The 15769-nt window shown below is 59.6% G+C and carries 13 protein-coding genes and 1 riboswitch; of the genes, 9 read left to right on the top strand and 4 right to left on the bottom strand.

The window, feature by feature from the left end:
• Positions 1 to 124: 124 nt before the first annotated feature.
• Both KO536_RS19305 and gshB read right to left on the bottom strand, forming a co-directional pair.
• Positions 125 to 1024: an energy transducer TonB gene (locus KO536_RS19305; protein WP_219262663.1), complete on the bottom strand. Its 900-nt coding sequence runs from the start codon at positions 1022 to 1024 to the stop codon at positions 125 to 127.
• Positions 1025 to 1101: 77 nt separating this feature from the next.
• On the bottom strand, positions 1102 to 2055 hold the full coding sequence (gene gshB / locus KO536_RS19300; RefSeq protein WP_133075178.1) for a glutathione synthase: 954 nt from the start codon (positions 2053 to 2055) through the stop codon (positions 1102 to 1104).
• A 246-nt stretch (positions 2056 to 2301) separates the two neighbouring features.
• On the opposite strand from gshB, the gene pilG reads away from it, so the two are divergent.
• The 9 genes from pilG to KO536_RS19255 all read left to right on the top strand — a co-directional run bounded on the left by pilG (position 2302) and on the right by KO536_RS19255 (position 14062).
• A complete protein-coding gene (gene pilG, locus KO536_RS19295; RefSeq protein WP_219262662.1) occupies positions 2302 to 2709 on the top strand; it encodes a twitching motility response regulator PilG in 408 nt (135 codons plus the stop codon).
• A 42-nt stretch (positions 2710 to 2751) separates the two neighbouring features.
• On the top strand, positions 2752 to 3129 hold the full coding sequence (pilH, locus tag KO536_RS19290) for a twitching motility response regulator PilH (protein WP_095027494.1): 378 nt from the start codon (positions 2752 to 2754) through the stop codon (positions 3127 to 3129).
• A gap of 10 nt (positions 3130 to 3139) precedes the next feature.
• Positions 3140 to 3679: a chemotaxis protein CheW gene (locus tag KO536_RS19285; RefSeq protein WP_133075180.1), complete on the top strand. Its 540-nt coding sequence runs from the start codon at positions 3140 to 3142 to the stop codon at positions 3677 to 3679.
• A 41-nt stretch (positions 3680 to 3720) separates the two neighbouring features.
• Positions 3721 to 5778 carry a methyl-accepting chemotaxis protein gene (locus KO536_RS19280; protein ID WP_133075181.1) on the top strand — a complete coding sequence of 686 codons (2058 nt, stop codon included), beginning with the start codon at positions 3721 to 3723 and terminating at the stop codon, positions 5776 to 5778.
• 27 nt (positions 5779 to 5805) lie between these two features.
• A complete protein-coding gene (locus KO536_RS19275) occupies positions 5806 to 11694 on the top strand; it encodes an Hpt domain-containing protein (RefSeq protein WP_219262661.1) in 5889 nt (1962 codons plus the stop codon).
• Complete coding sequence (locus tag KO536_RS19270; RefSeq protein WP_133075183.1) at positions 11687 to 12139, top strand: chemotaxis protein CheW; 453 nt, start codon at positions 11687 to 11689, stop codon at positions 12137 to 12139. The genes KO536_RS19275 and KO536_RS19270 overlap by 8 nt, the downstream gene beginning before the upstream one ends.
• A 78-nt stretch (positions 12140 to 12217) precedes the next feature.
• A complete protein-coding gene (locus KO536_RS19265) occupies positions 12218 to 12823 on the top strand; it encodes a transcriptional regulator (protein WP_133075184.1) in 606 nt (201 codons plus the stop codon).
• Positions 12810 to 13244, top strand: coding sequence for a hypothetical protein (locus tag KO536_RS19260; RefSeq protein ID WP_133075185.1), 435 nt, complete (start codon positions 12810 to 12812; stop codon positions 13242 to 13244). Before KO536_RS19265 ends, KO536_RS19260 begins: the two co-directional genes overlap by 14 nt.
• Before the next feature lie 200 nt (positions 13245 to 13444).
• Positions 13445 to 14062, top strand: a complete 618-nt coding sequence (locus tag KO536_RS19255; RefSeq protein ID WP_086795678.1) for a hemolysin III family protein — start codon at positions 13445 to 13447, stop codon at positions 14060 to 14062.
• A gap of 1 nt (position 14063) precedes the next feature.
• On the opposite strand, the gene KO536_RS19250 is transcribed toward KO536_RS19255, so the two are convergent.
• Together KO536_RS19250 and KO536_RS19245 are read right to left on the bottom strand one after the other, a co-directional pair.
• On the bottom strand, positions 14064 to 14903 hold the full coding sequence (locus tag KO536_RS19250) for a formate/nitrite transporter family protein (RefSeq protein WP_133075343.1): 840 nt from the start codon (positions 14901 to 14903) through the stop codon (positions 14064 to 14066).
• A gap of 182 nt (positions 14904 to 15085) precedes the next feature.
• The gene (locus tag KO536_RS19245) at positions 15086 to 15475 is read right to left on the bottom strand and encodes an acyl-CoA thioesterase (RefSeq protein ID WP_048361238.1); all 390 of its coding nucleotides are present in this window, start codon (positions 15473 to 15475) and stop codon (positions 15086 to 15088) included.
• A gap of 183 nt (positions 15476 to 15658) precedes the next feature.
• Positions 15659 to 15765, top strand: a riboswitch (S-adenosyl-L-homocysteine riboswitch).
• The last annotated feature ends 4 nt before the right edge of the window (positions 15766 to 15769 follow it).

Genomic DNA, 15769 nt, shown 5'->3' with positions numbered 1-15769 from the left:
AGTTTGAGGATGATAAAAGCCCTGTAGTCGCTGCCGAAGGCTGCGATAAGGTCCGCAGGACCTTCAAAAGCCAGGGCCGCGGTGCGCCCCATCGCAGTCTTCGGCAGCGACTACAGGTTTTACCTCAGTTGCTCGAAAGCCGATCGCCTTGGGCGAACTTCCAGGTGCGGATGATTTCGAGCCGGTCGATGTCTGCCAGGTCGCCCGTGAACGGTGCAAAGGGTGCGGCCAGGCGCACGATGCGTTGAGCAGCCTGATCCAGCAGCGGCTGGCCCGATGACTCAAGCACCAGCACTTCATGCAGCGAACCGTCCCGGTTGATCGACACCAGCAGCCGCAGCTTGCCGTAGATTTTTTCGCGACGTGCCTGTTCGGGGTAATTCAGGTTGCCGATGCGCTCGATCTTCTTGCGCCAGTCCTCTTTGTACCAGGCGCCCTTGTCGCGCATGGTCGAGGCCGCACTCATGCGGTAGATCTTCGGACGCTTGGCGTACAACTGCTGCTCGTTGGCCAGTTCGGCCTCCAGGCTGGATATCTCGCTGGACAGCTGGGAGCTGTCGAACGTTGGAATGCTGGCCTTGGGCGCGGCTTCGGTCTTGACCTTTTGCGGCTGGCTCGGCGCTTTTTTCGGGGCTGGCGCCACGGTGGTCACGGCAGCCTTGGGTGCGGTTTGGGTCTGCTCGGGCTTGGCGGCCGGCGGCGGAGTGACCTTTTTGACGCTGTTGTCCTGGAAAGGAGCAATTTCAGTGGTCTTGGGCACGGCTTTTTTATCCAGCGTGCCGCTGCCTTGCTGATTGTCCTGAGCCAGAAAGTCCGCTTTCTCCGGGGCCTTTTCGCTTTTGAATGTGGAGAGCGTGATCTCCAGGGTTTTACTGATCTGTTTGGGTTCGGTCATGCTGAAACCCACGCCCACAATCACCGCGATATGAATCAGTGCCGCCACAAACAGGGTAAATCCAAGGCGATCGGCCGCTCGCACGCCTTTATGGCTGAGTTCGGGGGGCAGGTCGCTGGGGAGTGTCATGGCAAAAAGACCAACATCGCGGGTTTCACAGGGTGCGCATGATAGCGCAATGTTGGTCTATTACTGGGTGTTGCAGATCAGCGCGCGGCGAGCTTGCGCTCAATCGCGTCCATCAGCAGGGCGCCGATATTGGTACCGAACGCATTGTCGATCTCGCGGATGCAGGTCGGGCTGGTGACGTTGATTTCGGTCAGGTGCTCACCGATCACGTCCAGGCCGACAAACAGCAGCCCTTTTTCACGCAGCGTCGGGCCTACCTGGGCTGCAATCCAGCGGTCCTTGTCGCTCAGCGGACGGGCTTCGCCCCGACCGCCTGCAGCCAGGTTGCCACGGGTTTCGCCAGCTGCCGGGATACGCGCCAGGCAATACGGAACAGGCTCGCCGTCGATCATGAGGATGCGTTTGTCGCCGTCCTTGATCGCCGGTAAATAGCCTTGTGCCATGATTTGCTGGGTGCCGTTGGCGGTCAGGGTTTCGAGAATCACCGACAGGTTCGGATCGCCCACGCGGTGACGGAAGATCGACGTTCCGCCCATGCCATCCAGGGGTTTGAGAATCACGTCACCGTGCAGGGCGGCGAACTCACGCAATACATCGGCGCGGCGGCTGACCACGGTGGGCGGCGTGCACTGGGTGAACTGGGTGGCGAACAGCTTTTCGTTGCAGTCGCGCAGGCTTTGCGGCTTGTTGACGATCAGTACGCCATCACGCTCGGCCTGCTCCAGCAGGTAGGTGGAGTACACGAACTCCATGTCGAAGGGCGGGTCCTTGCGCATCAGGATCACGTCCAGGTCGCTCAGGGCCGTGTCGGTTTCGGCGTCCAGTTCAAACCATTTTTCAGGGTTGGCGAACACCTTCAGCGGCTTCATGCGCGCCCGCGCCTTGCCTTCATTCAGGTAAAGGTCTTGCTGTTCCATGTAGAACAGGGTCCAGCCGCGATCCTGGGCGGCCAGCAACATGGCCAGCGAGCTGTCCTTTTTATAGGAGATGCCCGCAATGGGGTCCATGACAATCCCGACTCGAACGCTCATGGCAAATTCCTCAATAAATAATGGGCAAAAAGGCTCTGAAAAGTGGCGCCAGAGTGGCGCTGAGTGTGGCCCCGGTCAAGGAAAAACCACCTGCTCCAGCACGCCTTGGGCGGTTCGATAGATTGACGGTCGTGACTGTGCTAAAAAGGCTGGCACAGTGCTTTGAGCCCTTGTCCATCAAGGAGTTGGGGTTTTAAGTCGCACAGTTGTAACAAAATGGGTCGCCGTGGCGATGGTAGAGCACATATGGAAAAACATTCCAGCGCCTTGAAGGTGATGGTAATCGACGATTCGAAAACCATTCGCCGCACCGCCGAAACGCTGTTGAAAAACGTGGGCTGCGAGGTCATTACCGCCATCGACGGTTTCGATGCGCTGGCCAAGATTGTCGACCATCATCCGCACATCATCTTTGTCGACATCATGATGCCGCGTCTGGATGGCTATCAGACCTGCGCACTGATCAAGAGCAACCGGGCGTTCAAGTCGACCCCCGTGATCATGCTGTCGTCCAAGGACGGCCTGTTCGACAAGGCCAAGGGACGAATTGTGGGTTCTGATCAATTTTTGACCAAGCCCTTCAGCCGTGATGAATTGCTGAGCGCAATCAAGGCCCATGTGCCAGCCTTCAAGATCGTACAAAGTGCTCAATGAAGCCCGGCCAGCCGGCCAACCACCTTATAAATGGGGAACACCATGGCTCGCATTCTGATCGTCGATGACTCGCCGACTGAAATGTACAAATTGACCGGCATGCTGGAAAAGCACGGCCATGAAGTGCTCAAGGCTGAAAACGGCGCCGACGGTGTTGCCCTGGCACGCCAGGAAAAGCCCGATGTGGTGTTGATGGACATCGTGATGCCGGGCCTCAATGGTTTTCAGGCCACGCGTCAGCTGACCAAAGATCCGGAGACCAGCTACATCCCGGTTATCGTTGTGACGACAAAGGATCAGGAAACCGACATGGTCTGGGCCCAACGACAAGGGGCCAAGGGCTACCTGACCAAGCCGGTCGATGAAGAGCAACTGATCCTCAAGGTGAAAAAAGTCCTGGAAGAAAACCCTCCAAAATGACGGCCGCCTTATGCCTGGCTCACTGACGGCCTTCGAACTGCTGCTTGAAATCGACCAGCGCTGTCGCCAGCTGGCAGCGGGCCTGGTGCCTGCACAAGCGCAACTCGATACCTGGAGCGGTATCGGCTTTCGCATCGGCGAGCATTGTTTTGTGGCGCCGATGGGCGAAATTGCCGAAATCCTCCATGAGCCGCGATTCACCTTGTTGCCCGGTGTAAAGCCCTGGGTCAAGGGCGTGGCCAATCTGCGCGGGCAATTGCTGCCGGTCATGGACCTGTGCGGCTTTTTCGGGGTTGAGCTGTCGCCCTTGCGTAAACAGCGCCGGGTGCTGGTGCTGGAATATAAAGACGTGTTTGTCGGGTTGCAGGTGGACGAAGTGCAGGGCATGCAGCACTTTGCACATGCCGATCTCAATGCCGATACGCACGCGTTGCCTCATCCGATGTTCGCGCCTTATGTGCAGGGGCATTTTGCTGGCGAACACCCTTGGTGGGTATTCAGCCCTTTTGCCCTGGCTCAGGCGCCGCAATTCTGGGCGGTGGCCGTGTGATCAGGCCTCGCGCTTTAAAACGGGATCTCAGGACCTGATTGATGACCACAGCCAATACAGCTAAACCAATGGAAGGGTCGCGCAGTCGTTCGCAGATCATCGTGCTTTTTATCGCCCTGATCGTGTTCATCATGCTGTTGTTCGCCAACTTTGCTTACCTCAACACCCAATCCAACTACGACAAGCAATACATCAGCCACGCGGGTGAATTGCGTGTCCTGTCCCAGCGTATTGCCAAAAACGCCACTGAGGCCGCAGCCGGAAAGGCTGCCGCGTTCAAGTTGCTGATCGATGCGCGAAACGATTTCAGCCAGCGTTGGGGCTATCTGAAAAAAGGCGATCCGGTCACTGGCCTGCCTCCCGCGCCGCCTGCAGTCCACAAGGAAATGCAGGCGGTTCAGCGTGACTGGGAGCTGTTGCTGAGCAACGTCAACGCCATTTTGGCCAGTGAGCAAACCGTACTGTCGTTGCATCAAGTGGCCGCGACACTGGCCGAAACCGTGCCGCAGCTACAGGTCGAATACGAAAAAGTCGTCGAAATCCTGTTGCAGCGTGGCGCGCCAGCCAGCCAGGTGGCGCTGGCGCAGCGTCAGTCATTACTGGCCGAACGCATTTTAGGCGCGGTGAATACGGTGCTGGCCGGTGATGAGAATGCAGCCCAGGCCGCCGGTGCTTTCGGGCGCGATGCCAACCGCTTCGGGCAAGTGCTCAACGGCATGCTGGAAGGCAATGACGGGATGAGGATTACCCAGGTCGAAGACAAGGACGCCCGTGCCCGCTTGCAGGAAATTTCCGAGCTGTTCCAGTTTGTGTCGGGCTCAGTGGATGAAATCATTGAAACCTCGCCGCAGCTGTTCCACGTACGTGAAGCCGCCAACACCATATTCAGCCTGTCGCAAACCCTGCTTGATGAAGCGTCGACCCTGGCCAACGGCTTTGAAAATCTCGCCACCGGGCGCTCGCTCGACATTATTGGCGGTTACGTATTGGGCTTGCTGGCACTGGCATCAATCATCCTGATCGGGCTGGTGATGGTGCGCGAAACCAATCGCCAACTGCGTGAAACGGCCGAAAAGAACGAGCGCAACCAGAACGCGATCATGCGTTTGCTGGACGAAATTGCCGATCTGGCCGACGGCGACCTGACGGTGACGGCCTCTGTCACCGAAGATTTTACGGGGGCCATTGCCGACTCCATCAACTACTCGATCGACCAACTGCGCGAGCTGGTGGCCACGATCAACCACACCGCAGGTCAGGTCGCGGCAGCCGTGCAGGAAACCCAGGCAACCGCCATGCAGTTGGCCGAGGCTTCCGAGCATCAAGCCCAGCAAATTGCCGAGGCTTCGGGAGCCATCCAGCAAATGGCCCACTCCATCGATCAGGTGTCGGCCAACGCTTCGGAGTCTTCAGCGGTGGCGGAGCGTTCCGTGGCGATTGCCAACAAGGGCAACGAAGTGGTGCATAACACCATTCATGGCATGGACAACATTCGTGATCAGATCCAGGACACCGCCAAGCGGATCAAGCGGTTGGGCGAGTCTTCCCAGGAAATCGGCGACATTGTCAGCCTGATTGATGATATTGCCGATCAAACCAATATCCTGGCGTTGAACGCGGCCATCCAGGCCTCGATGGCCGGCGATGCCGGGCGCGGGTTTGCCGTGGTGGCCGACGAAGTCCAGCGCCTGGCCGAGCGCTCATCGGCGGCTACGCGGCAAATCGAAACCCTGGTGCGGGCGATTCAGGCCGACACCAACGAGGCGGTGATTTCCATGGAGCAAACCACCACCGAAGTGGTGCGCGGTGCCCGTCTGGCCCATGACGCCGGAGTGGCGCTGGAGGAGATCGAAGGCGTGTCGCAAAATCTGGCGGACCTGATTCAAAGCATCTCCAACGCCGCGCAGCAGCAGACCACTTCGGCGGCGCAGATCTCCCTGACCATGAACGTCATTCAGCAAATCACCAACCAGACCTCGTCGGGCTCCACTGCGACCGCCGACAGCATCGGTAATCTGGCCAAAATGGCCAGCCAGCTGCGGCGTTCGGTATCTGGCTTCACATTGCCTGCGCCGCCTAAAGACCTTGGTCCACAGTAATGCGCTGCAATTCTGACTGGAGTCGTTATGGTTGACCGGCACGACTATGTGGCCCTTGAGTGGGTCAAAGGCGAAATTGCCCACACGCTAAAACAGGCCCGCGTGGCGCTGGATGCCTACGCGCAACAGCCTGCCGCCGACACGCTGGAGCAATGCCTGGCCTGTATTCATCAGGTGCATGGCAGCTTGCTGATGGTCGAGTTCTACGGCGCGGCGTTGCTGGCAGAAGAGATGGAGCAGTTGGTCATTGCCTTGCAACAGGGCCGCGTCAGCCAGCTCGACGAAGCCCTGCGGTTATTGCAGCAAGCCTTCAGCCAATTGCCGTTGTACCTGGACCGAGTACACAGTGCCCGACGGGATTGGCCATTGGTGGTGTTGCCGTTGCTCAATGACTTGCGCAGCGCCCGTGGCGAAGCCCTGCTCTCGGAAACCAGTCTGTTCAGCCCGCCCTTGCAAGTGTTGCCCCCATTGGACCCGGCCGCCCTGGCCCGTTTGCTCCCCGCAGACTTGCCGCGGGAGCTGCGGATTCTGCGCCATACCTTGCAAACCGCGTTTCTGGGTTTGCGCCGTGGCGAAGCCGTGCAGGCCCATCTGGAAATGATGGCCGGGGTGTTCGCACGGCTTCAAAGCCTGTGCCTGGGTTCGCCGCTCAACGCCTTGTGGAAAATAGCCGCGGCCCTGGTCGATGGCATGCTTAAGGGGCGGGTCCCGAACAGCCCGGCCCTGCGCAGCCTGCTTAAAAAGTCCGACAAGGAACTCAAGCGCCTGCTGGAGCAAGGTATCGAGGCCGTCAATCAGCCTGCGCCCGAAGAGTTGCTCACCAGCCTGCTGTTTTACATCGCCAAGGCCGAGCATCCGACCTCGAAAATGCTCGCCCTGAAAAACCATTACGAACTGGATCAGGCCATGCCCGATGCGGCGATGGTCGATGAGGAGCGGGCGCGGCTGGCTGGCCCCGACCGCGACGCGATGCGCTCAGTGGTTGCGGCATTGTGCGAAGAACTGGTGCGGGTCAAGGAGCGCCTCGACCTGTTTGTGCGCAGCGACCGTTTGCACGTCTCGGAACTGAGCAGCCTGATGGCCCCGTTGCGCCAGATCGCTGACACCCTGGCGGTGCTGGGGTTTGGTCAGCCGCGCAAAGTCATCATCGATCAACTGGCGGTGATGCAAAGTCTGGCCCAGGGCCAGCGCGAGCCAACCGATGCGGTGTTGATGGATGTCGCGTCAGCCTTGCTCTACGTAGAGGCCACATTGGCTGGCATGGTTGGCAGCGTTGAGCCCTCGCAGCGCGAAGAGAGCCGTTTGCCCACCACCGACCTCATGCAGATCCATCAACTGGTGATCAAGGAGGCGCGCATCGGCCTTGAGGAAGTGAAGGATCTGATCGCCGATTACGTGATGGCCGGCCATGACCGCCTGCACTTGCAGCCACTGCCTGCGCTGATCACACAAATCCGTGGTGCGCTGGCAATGATCCCCCTGAGCCGCGCTGCCAGCCTGCTGCAAGCCTGCCATGACTATCTGTGCGAGCGCCTGCTGCAGGGGGCTGATATCCCGACAGCGCAGCAACTGGATCATCTGGCCGAAGCCCTGAGCAGCATCGAGTATTACCTGGAGCGTCTCTCCCAGGACCCGGGAGCCGCGGGCGAGCGGGTGCTGGATTGGGCCGAAAACAGCCTGGCCAGGCTGGGCTATGCCCCGGCCGAGCCTGCCGGACCGTTGCTGGATGACGCCTGCAGCCCCGCGGATCAACCGCTGATGCCGGATCTGCAGGGGAACCTGGCCGATGTGCTGGCGAGTCCGCTGTCTACGCTCAATCCGCCTGCGCAGCACATGCCCGCCAGCCTGCTGCCGCCGCCGATGGATGAAGAACCCCTGGATGAAGAGTTGCTGGACGTCTTTCTGGAAGAGACCGACGAAGTACTGATCACCCTGCACGATTGCCTGCCGCAATGGGTCGCCAACCCGGCGGACAGCGCCGCACTTGCAGAACTGCGCCGCGGCTTTCACACCCTCAAGGGCAGCGGGCGCATGGTGCGTGCGCTGGTGCTGGGGGAATTGGCGTGGGCGGTCGAGAACCTGCTCAATCGCGTGATTGAGCGCAGCGTGGCGCCGTCCCCGCAGATCTTTCAACTGCTTGAAGACGTGCTGGTGATGCTGCCCGAGCTGATTCAGGCGTTTGCCGAGCAAAGCCAGCGTCAGCGCGAAGACGTCGACCAACTGGCCGCTCGGGCACAGCGCCTGGCCAAAGGTGAGCCGCAGCCGCTGCTGATTGCTCAGGACGCCAGCCATTTCGACCCGCAGTTGCTGGACATCTTCCGACAGGAAGCGCAAACCCACCTTGAGCGTCTTGACCGTTTTCTGGATCGGGCCCGCGAGCAAATGCCGCTGTATGCCAGCGACGACCTGCAACTGGCCATGCACACCCTCAAAGGCAGTGCGCACATGGCGGGCGTGGTGCACATGGCCGAACTGGCGGCGCCACTGGATCATCTGGTCCGTGAGTACAAGGCCCATCATCTTGCCCTCGGGCAGGAAGAAATTGAGCTGTTGCGGGAGGCTGACGGCTTGTTGCACCACGGCCTCAAGCAACTGGACAGTGACCCGCTGGCCGAGATCAAGGGGGCTCGCTCCCTGATCGAGCGCACCGAGCGACTGATCGCCACCCGTCTTGAAACCCTGCTCAATACGCCCACCAGCAGTTGGGTGGCCCAGCGCGACCCGCAACGGATTACCGAGTTTCTGGGCGAAAGCATGGACATCCTGTTTGACGCCGAAGAGCTGCTTAAAAACTGGCATCAGAACCCCCAGCAGCGGGAGGGCCTGGATACCCTGCTGGACCAGCTGACTGCCTTGGCCCAGGCCGCACACCTGCTGGACCTGCACCCCATTGATGCCGTGTGCGAAGCCTTGCTCGACCTGTATGGCGCCGTTGAGGAAAGCAGCCTGGCGGCCAGTGAGCGGTTCTTCGAGGCGGCCGATGATGCTCAGGAAGCGTTGATCAACATGCTCGATCAACTGGCGGCGGGGCAAGAAATCATCCCGCAGCCGGAGCTGATCCAGACCTTGCATGCGCTGCTGCACGAAGGGCTGGCGCCTGACGCCACGGGGCTGATTCGCCGTGATGGCGGCCAGACGCTGGACATCACCGAACTGGGCGCCGCGACTGACCAGTTGGGGGCTGGGCAGGACGATGATGTCGACGAGGAAATCGTCGAAATCTTTCTCGAAGAGGCGGTGGATATTCTCGACAGTGTCGGGCAGGCCCTGCAGCGTTGGCTGGTCGCCCCCGACAGCCTGGCTTCGCTGTCTTCCTTGCAGCGCGATTTGCACACCCTCAAGGGTGGGGCGCGCATGGCCGGGATCGAGCCGATTGCCGATCTGGCCCATGAGCTGGAGCACCTCTACGAAGGTCTGCTGGACCGGAGACTGAGTGAAAGCCCGGCATTGAGCCACTTGCTTGAGCGCAGCCATGAGCAACTGGCACTGATGCTCGATCAGCTCAAGCACAAGCAGCCGTTGAGCGAATCTTATGAACTGATCGAGGCCATTCGCGGGTTTCGTCTCTACAGCCATTCGCCTGTCGAACCGGGCAACACTGAAGCCGAGCCCGATGCAGCGCTGAACACGGCCGACCCTGAATTGCAGGATATCTTCCTCGACGAGGCTTTCGATATTCTCGAAAGCTCGGGCACGGCGTTATCGCGCTGGCAGGCCGACCCCCAGAGCCACCTCGAAGTCGAAAACCTGCTGCGTGATCTGCATACCCTCAAAGGTGGGGCGCGGATGGTTGAGGTTGCCGCCATTGGCGACTTTGCCCATGAACTTGAAACCCTCTTCGAAGATATTTCGGCTGGCTTGCTGGCACCCAATGCCGAGCTGTTTGTGCTGCTTGAGCGTTGCCATGACCAGCTTGCACAAATGTTCGATGCGTTGCGCAGTGGCCAGCCGCTGCCTTCGCCTCAGACGCTGATAGAGAAAATCCGCAGGATTGAACGCAACACCCGTCAGGAGGCTCCCGCAGCTTCCAAGTCCGAGCCTGTGGCGCCGCCATTGCCCGAAGGTGAACGCACGGGGCTGGACACCCTCAAGGTGCCGGCCGAGTTGCTGGAAGACCTGGTCAACCTGGCAGGCGAAGCCTCGATCATCCGTGGGCGCGTTGAGCAGCAGGTCAACGATGGTCAGATCGCTCTCAACGAAATGCAGACCACCCTTGAGCGGATGCAGGACCAACTGCGTCGCCTCGACAGCGAAACCCAGGGGCGCCTGCACAGCCGCTCGCACACCGAAGCCGATGGCGTGGCTTACGACGAATTCGATCCCCTGGAGATGGACCGTCATTCCCTGCTGCAACAGCTGTCCCGTGCATTGTTCGAATCGGCTTCGGACTTGCTCGACCTCAAGGCCACACTGGCTGCGCGCAATCAGGATGCCCACGGCCTTTTGCAGAAGCAGGCGCGGGTAAACACCCAGCTGCAGGAAGGCCTGATGGGTACGCGCATGGTGCCGTTCGAGCGCGTATTGCCGCGCCTCAAGCGGGTCGTGCGCCAGGTGGCCAGTGAGCTGGGCAAGCAGGTCGAATTCAGCGTGATCAATGCCGAGGCTGAAATCGACCGCAACGTGCTTGAGCGCATGGTGGCGCCGTTGGAACACATGTTGCGCAACGCCGTCGACCACGGTCTCGAGCCAGCAGATATCCGTCACGCCAGCGGCAAGCCGGAGCAGGGATTGATCAGTCTAGAGCTGTCTTACGAAGGTGGCGACGTGGTCTTCGACATGCATGACGATGGCGCCGGCGTGCCGCTTGAAGCCGTACGCCGAAAAGCTATTTTGCGCGGCCTGCTGGATCCGCAGGCGACGATCAGCGACCGCGATGTCTTGCAGTTCATCCTGCAACCGGGGTTCTCCACCGCTGAAAAAATCACTCAGATTTCCGGCCGCGGCGTCGGCATGGACGTGGTTCACGAAGAAGTTCGGCAGTTGGGCGGCAGCATGACCATCGACTCGGTGGCCGGGCAGGGCGTGCACTTTCAGATCCGCCTGCCCTTCAGCGTCTCGCTCAACCGGGCGCTGATGGTGCAATGCGCCGACGAGCAATACGCCATTGCCCTCGACACCGTCGAAGGCATCGTGCGAGTCATGCCCAATGAGCTGGAGGGGTATTACCAGCTCAATCCCCCGCTGTATCACTACGGCGGGCAGACCTATGAGTTGCGTTATCTGGGGGAGTTGCTGCAAACCGTGGGCAAACCCAAGCTCGTGGGCGAAAGCCATTCGTTGCCGGTGTTGCTGGTGCATTGCCAGGATCAGCGCGTGGCGTTGCAAGTCGATGCGCTGGCAGGCTCGCGAGAAATCGTGGTCAAAAGCCTCGGCCCGCAATTTACCGGGGTGCAGGGGTTGTCGGGTGCGACCATTCTGGGGGATGGCCGGGTGGTGCTGATCCTCGATCTGCTGGCTTATATTCGCGCCCATCAGGCGCGTCAGCCGTTGCAGCGAGCACATCACGAAGCCGTCGGCGCGCTGGAGTTCACCCCGGCCGTACGCCCGCCGCTGGTGCTGGTGGTGGATGACTCGGTCACGGTGCGCAAAGTCACCAGTCGCCTGCTGGAGCGCAACGGCATGAACGTCATCACCGCCAAGGACGGGGTCGACGCCATGAGCGTGCTCGAAGAGCACACCCCTGACCTGATGCTGCTGGACATCGAAATGCCGCGCATGGACGGCTTCGAAGTGGCCACCCGCGTGCGCAACGACCCGCGTCTCAAAGACTTGCCGATCATCATGATCACCTCGCGCACCGGGCAAAAACACCAGAACCGTGCGATGGCCATTGGCGTCAACGACTACCTGGGCAAACCGTATCAAGAGTCGGTGTTGCTGGAGCGAATCGCCTACTGGAGCAACTTTCATGCTTGATCATCGCGTGGGCAGCCTGACCGGTTTGCTGCTGCCGCTGGCTGACCGCTATCTGCTGCTGCCCAACGTTGCCATTGCCGAACTGATCGGCTGGCAGCGCGGCGACCCCAGCAGCGACTCACCGCCCTGGCACCTGCGCCAGATCACCTGGCGCGACCACCAGTTGCCATTGATCAGCTTTGAAGCCGCCTGCGGCGGGCCGCTGGTGGTCGGTGAGCGTGCGCGGATCGTCATCCTCAACACCCTGGGCGGCGACCCGGCGCTCAAGTTTATCGCTTTGGTGGTACAAGGCATCCCGCGCTCCTATCGCCTCGACAGCCAGCTGAGCTTTGTCGACGTACCGCTCAGCCCGCTGGAGCGTGCGGCGGTGCAAGTGGGGGACCACGTGGCGAAAATCCCGGACTTGCTGGCGCTGGAAAGGTTGGTGCGCGGGGCTGCGGACTAATCCCGCTCTAACAGGTCAAGCTTGATCAGTCCCTAAAAGGGACTTATCGTTCCCTTTTTGGGACTCTTAGGCGGAGCCGTGAACATGTTATCGCTCAGTGATGCGCTCTTTACCACCACGCAGCAAAAAGTGCTGGGCCTGCTTTTTGGCAAGCCTGGCCAGAGCTTTTACGTCAATGAAATTGCACGTTGGGCAAAGGTAGGCAAAGGCAGTTTGACGCGCGAGCTGGGGCGTCTAGAGCGATCAGGCATTCTCACTGTGACCCGTCAGGGAAATCAGGCTCACTACCAGGCAAATGCACAGTGCCCGATTTATCAGGAGCTGCTGAGCATTATCCGCAAGACCTCGGGGCTCTCTGAACCGCTGCGTGTGGCACTGATGCCTTTCGCAGAACAGTTGCAATGGGCATTTGTATATGGCTCGGTTGCCAAGGATCAGGCACACGTCGGCAGCGATATCGACCTTATGCTGATGGGTGAAAACCTGCATTACAGTGACGTCATGGAGCACCTGATGCCGCTTGAAGAATCGTTGGGTCGTACCATCAACCCGACGCTCTACACCCCTCAGGACTGGGCCGCCAAGCTGGCTGCCGGAAACAGCTTTGTCGTGAGGGTTGCGCAACAGGAAAAAATCACGCTGATCGGTCATGACCCGCTGGAGCCCGTGGATGGAGAAAAATGAAAACCTGGAAAATCTGGTACGCACTGGAGGCTTGAAGGTTGAACCACCCGATCGCAAGGAGTGTGAAGGGCTGCTGCGTTCAGCGGTTGATCGCCTGAAAGATGCAGGCAGCGCCCAGTTGTCTTTCGCCAGCCGTTTCGATCTGGCCTACAACGCAGCCCACGCCATTGCACTGACCGCCTTGCGGCTGTACGGGTATCGATCAGACCGGCGTTATCTGGTTTTTCAAAGCCTGATCCATACGTCAACAATCGACAAAGTGCAGGTGCGTTTGTTTGCCTTGTGCCATGAGCGCCGTAACCTCGCGGAATACGAAGGTTACATGGACGAAGATGAGGGATTGTTGGCGAGCCTGTTGGGCAGCACGCAGCAGTTGCTTGAACAGGTGCTGATGCTGCGGTTTGAGGCATTTGGCGATTAACGAGAAGCGTCTGCAGCCAACGCTGGCGAGTTTCTGGATCATGTGGGAGCGGGCTTGCTCGCGATGCTGGCGATGCGGTCTCGTGGTGCCGCCATCACGAACATCTTGAATCGCCGCATTGCCCTTTAACTTCACACCCCTGACCCTTATCTAGTAACCGGGTGACACAGTCGCACTGTCAGTTCTTGAGGATGTTGCACATGTATCACGGTGAAAAGCTCAACGCCTGGACTCATCTGGTGGGTGCGGTTGCAGCAGCAGTGGGCAGTATCTGGTTGCTGGTGATGGCGTGCCTGGATGGCAGCCCGCAAAAGATTGTCAGTGTGGCCATTTATGGCGTCACGCTGGTGCTGTTGTACAGCGTATCGACCGTGTACCACAGCGTGCGCGGGCGCTCCAAGGTGATCATGCAAAAGTTTGATCACTTGTCGATTTACCTGCTGATCGCGGGCAGTTACACGCCGTTTTGCCTGGTCACGCTACATGGCCCGTGGGGCTGGTCGCTGTTCGGGATTGTGTGGGGCATGGCGGTGATCGGCATGCTGCAAGAGATCAAGCCACGCTCCGAGGCGCGCATTCTGTCTATCGTGATTTACGCGGTGATGGGCTGGATTGTGCTGGTGGCCGTCAAGCCGTTACTCGCGGCGCTGGGCACCGCGGGCTTTATCTGGCTGGCCACGGGCGGGGTGATGTACACCGTGGGGATTATCTTTTTTGCCCTGGACCACCGCCTGCGCCATGCCCACGGTATCTGGCATCTGTTTGTGATTGCCGGCAGCCTGCTGCACTTTGTGGCCATCGCGCATTACGTGATCTGATTCAGGGCAGTTTTTTAGTGTCACTGCGAACCTGCGCGTGACTGATCAGGGCAAAAATAAAACTGCCACCGATGATATTGCCGGCCAGGGTCGGGCCGGCAAAGATCAGCCAGAAGTCTTTCCAGGGCAGTTCCCCGGCAAACACCAGATAGGACACTTCGGCCGTGCCGACCACGATGTGGGTGAAGTCGCCCAGCGCCATCAAGTAGGTGATGAGGATGATGATCCACATCTTGGCACTCTCCATGGAAGGGATCATCCACACCATGGTGGCGATCATCCAGCCTGAAACGATGCCCTTGGCAAACATCTGACTGGCGTCGTTTTCCATGACCTTGCGGCCGATTTCAAGAAAGGCCTTGTCGGTCGGCGTATCGAAAATCGGCAGGTGCAGCATGACGTAGGCCACCAGCAGGGTGCCCATCAGGTTACCCACCAGCACCACCCCCCAGAGCCGCAGCAGGCGCCCGAAATTGTTGAGCGTGGGTTTGCTCATGATCGGCAACACGGCGGTCAGGGTGTTTTCGGTGAACAATTGCTGGCGGGAAAGGATGACGGCCAAAAAACCTGCGCAGTAACCGAAGCTGGCGATGACCTTGAAGGCTTCGCCGTCGGGCAGGCGCGAGTTGAGCAAGCCCATGGCCATAAGCGACAGGCCCATGGTCAGCCCTGCGGCGAGTGCCGACCAGAACAGGGCGGCGATGCTGCGCTCCAGCTCCTGATCGCCCTGCAAGCGAATGATTTCGTGCAGGACGGCGGCGCGTGGTGGCTGGTTTTTGGTGACGTCGTGCTCTTCTTCAGCCGACAGGTTGGGGGTTTTGCCGGACTTTTGGGTTTCCATGAGCTTCATGACCGTTGCGTGTGTAAAGGTACGACACGCAGGGGCTGTAGCTGTTCACTCAAAACCTGTAGTCGCTGCCGAAGGCTGCGATGGGGCCGATGGGCCTCCAATTAAACGGGTTGCTGCGCAACCCTTCGCAGCCTGCGGCAGCGACTACATAGGCCAGGCATCAAGCCTGGTCATCAGTCCTGAAACTGGTCTTTGACGTATTTGATCTCGGTGCGCCCGTGCGGTGCGGGCAGGCCGTCCTCGCCCAGGTTGACGAAGACCATCTTGTCCACCGTCAGGATGCTTTTGCGGGTGATCTTGTTGCGCACTTCGCAGGTCAGAGTGATCGAGGTGCGGCCAAATTCAGTGGCGGTGATGCCCAGTTCGATGATGTCGCCCTGGCGCGAAGCACTGACAAAGTTGATTTCGGAGATGTACTTGGTGACCACGCGCTGGTTGCCCAGTTGGACGATGGCGTAAATCGCGGCTTCTTCGTCGATCCAGCGCAGCAGGCTGCCACCGAACAGGGTGCCGTTGGGGTTGAGGTCTTCGGGTTTAACCCATTTGCGGGTGTGAAAATTCATATTCGCTCCTGACCGTCTTGCCTTAGATGCGGGCCATGATGTCAGACCACGGCACTTAGCTCTATTAACCTTGGACTATGGTCTCGATAGGGTCAAAGAAAAAGCCTTGGGATCACTTGCCCGGATGGCTATAATACCCCCCGTTTCAAAACGGTCATTAATACCCAGTACCGTTCCCGCCACCTGTCCGAGGGGCGCTGCAGCAGGTTCAACCTGTCAGGCTCGGATGGGGCGTTGTTTGATCAGGGTCCCCTGTTCAGGCACTAAACGCACAACGGCGCCCATTCGCGATTA

It is taken from the genome of Pseudomonas sp. NKUCC02_KPG, from assembly GCF_019345465.1.
Taxonomy (GTDB): Bacteria; Pseudomonadota; Gammaproteobacteria; order Pseudomonadales; family Pseudomonadaceae; genus Aquipseudomonas.
The sequence above is the reverse complement of the archived record's forward strand: the minus strand, read 5'-3'. Positions and strand labels throughout refer to the sequence as shown.

What these genes read in the sequence shown, in the direction of transcription:
- KO536_RS19305 (WP_219262663.1), bottom strand. Translation starts at nt 1,024, where the DNA reads ATGACACTCCCCAGCGACCTGCCCCCCGAACTCAGCCATAAAGGCGTG.
- gshB (WP_133075178.1), bottom strand. Translation starts at nt 2,055, where the DNA reads ATGAGCGTTCGAGTCGGGATTGTCATGGACCCCATTGCGGGCATCTCC.
- pilG (WP_219262662.1), top strand. Translation starts at nt 2,302, where the DNA reads ATGGAAAAACATTCCAGCGCCTTGAAGGTGATGGTAATCGACGATTCG.
- pilH (WP_095027494.1), top strand. Translation starts at nt 2,752, where the DNA reads ATGGCTCGCATTCTGATCGTCGATGACTCGCCGACTGAAATGTACAAA.
- KO536_RS19285 (WP_133075180.1), top strand. Translation starts at nt 3,140, where the DNA reads ATGCCTGGCTCACTGACGGCCTTCGAACTGCTGCTTGAAATCGACCAG.
- KO536_RS19280 (WP_133075181.1), top strand. Translation starts at nt 3,721, where the DNA reads ATGACCACAGCCAATACAGCTAAACCAATGGAAGGGTCGCGCAGTCGT.
- KO536_RS19275 (WP_219262661.1), top strand. Translation starts at nt 5,806, where the DNA reads ATGGTTGACCGGCACGACTATGTGGCCCTTGAGTGGGTCAAAGGCGAA.
- KO536_RS19270 (WP_133075183.1), top strand. Translation starts at nt 11,687, where the DNA reads ATGCTTGATCATCGCGTGGGCAGCCTGACCGGTTTGCTGCTGCCGCTG.
- KO536_RS19260 (WP_133075185.1), top strand. Translation starts at nt 12,810, where the DNA reads ATGGAGAAAAATGAAAACCTGGAAAATCTGGTACGCACTGGAGGCTTG.
- KO536_RS19255 (WP_086795678.1), top strand. Translation starts at nt 13,445, where the DNA reads ATGTATCACGGTGAAAAGCTCAACGCCTGGACTCATCTGGTGGGTGCG.
- KO536_RS19250 (WP_133075343.1), bottom strand. Translation starts at nt 14,903, where the DNA reads ATGGAAACCCAAAAGTCCGGCAAAACCCCCAACCTGTCGGCTGAAGAA.
- KO536_RS19245 (WP_048361238.1), bottom strand. Translation starts at nt 15,475, where the DNA reads ATGAATTTTCACACCCGCAAATGGGTTAAACCCGAAGACCTCAACCCC.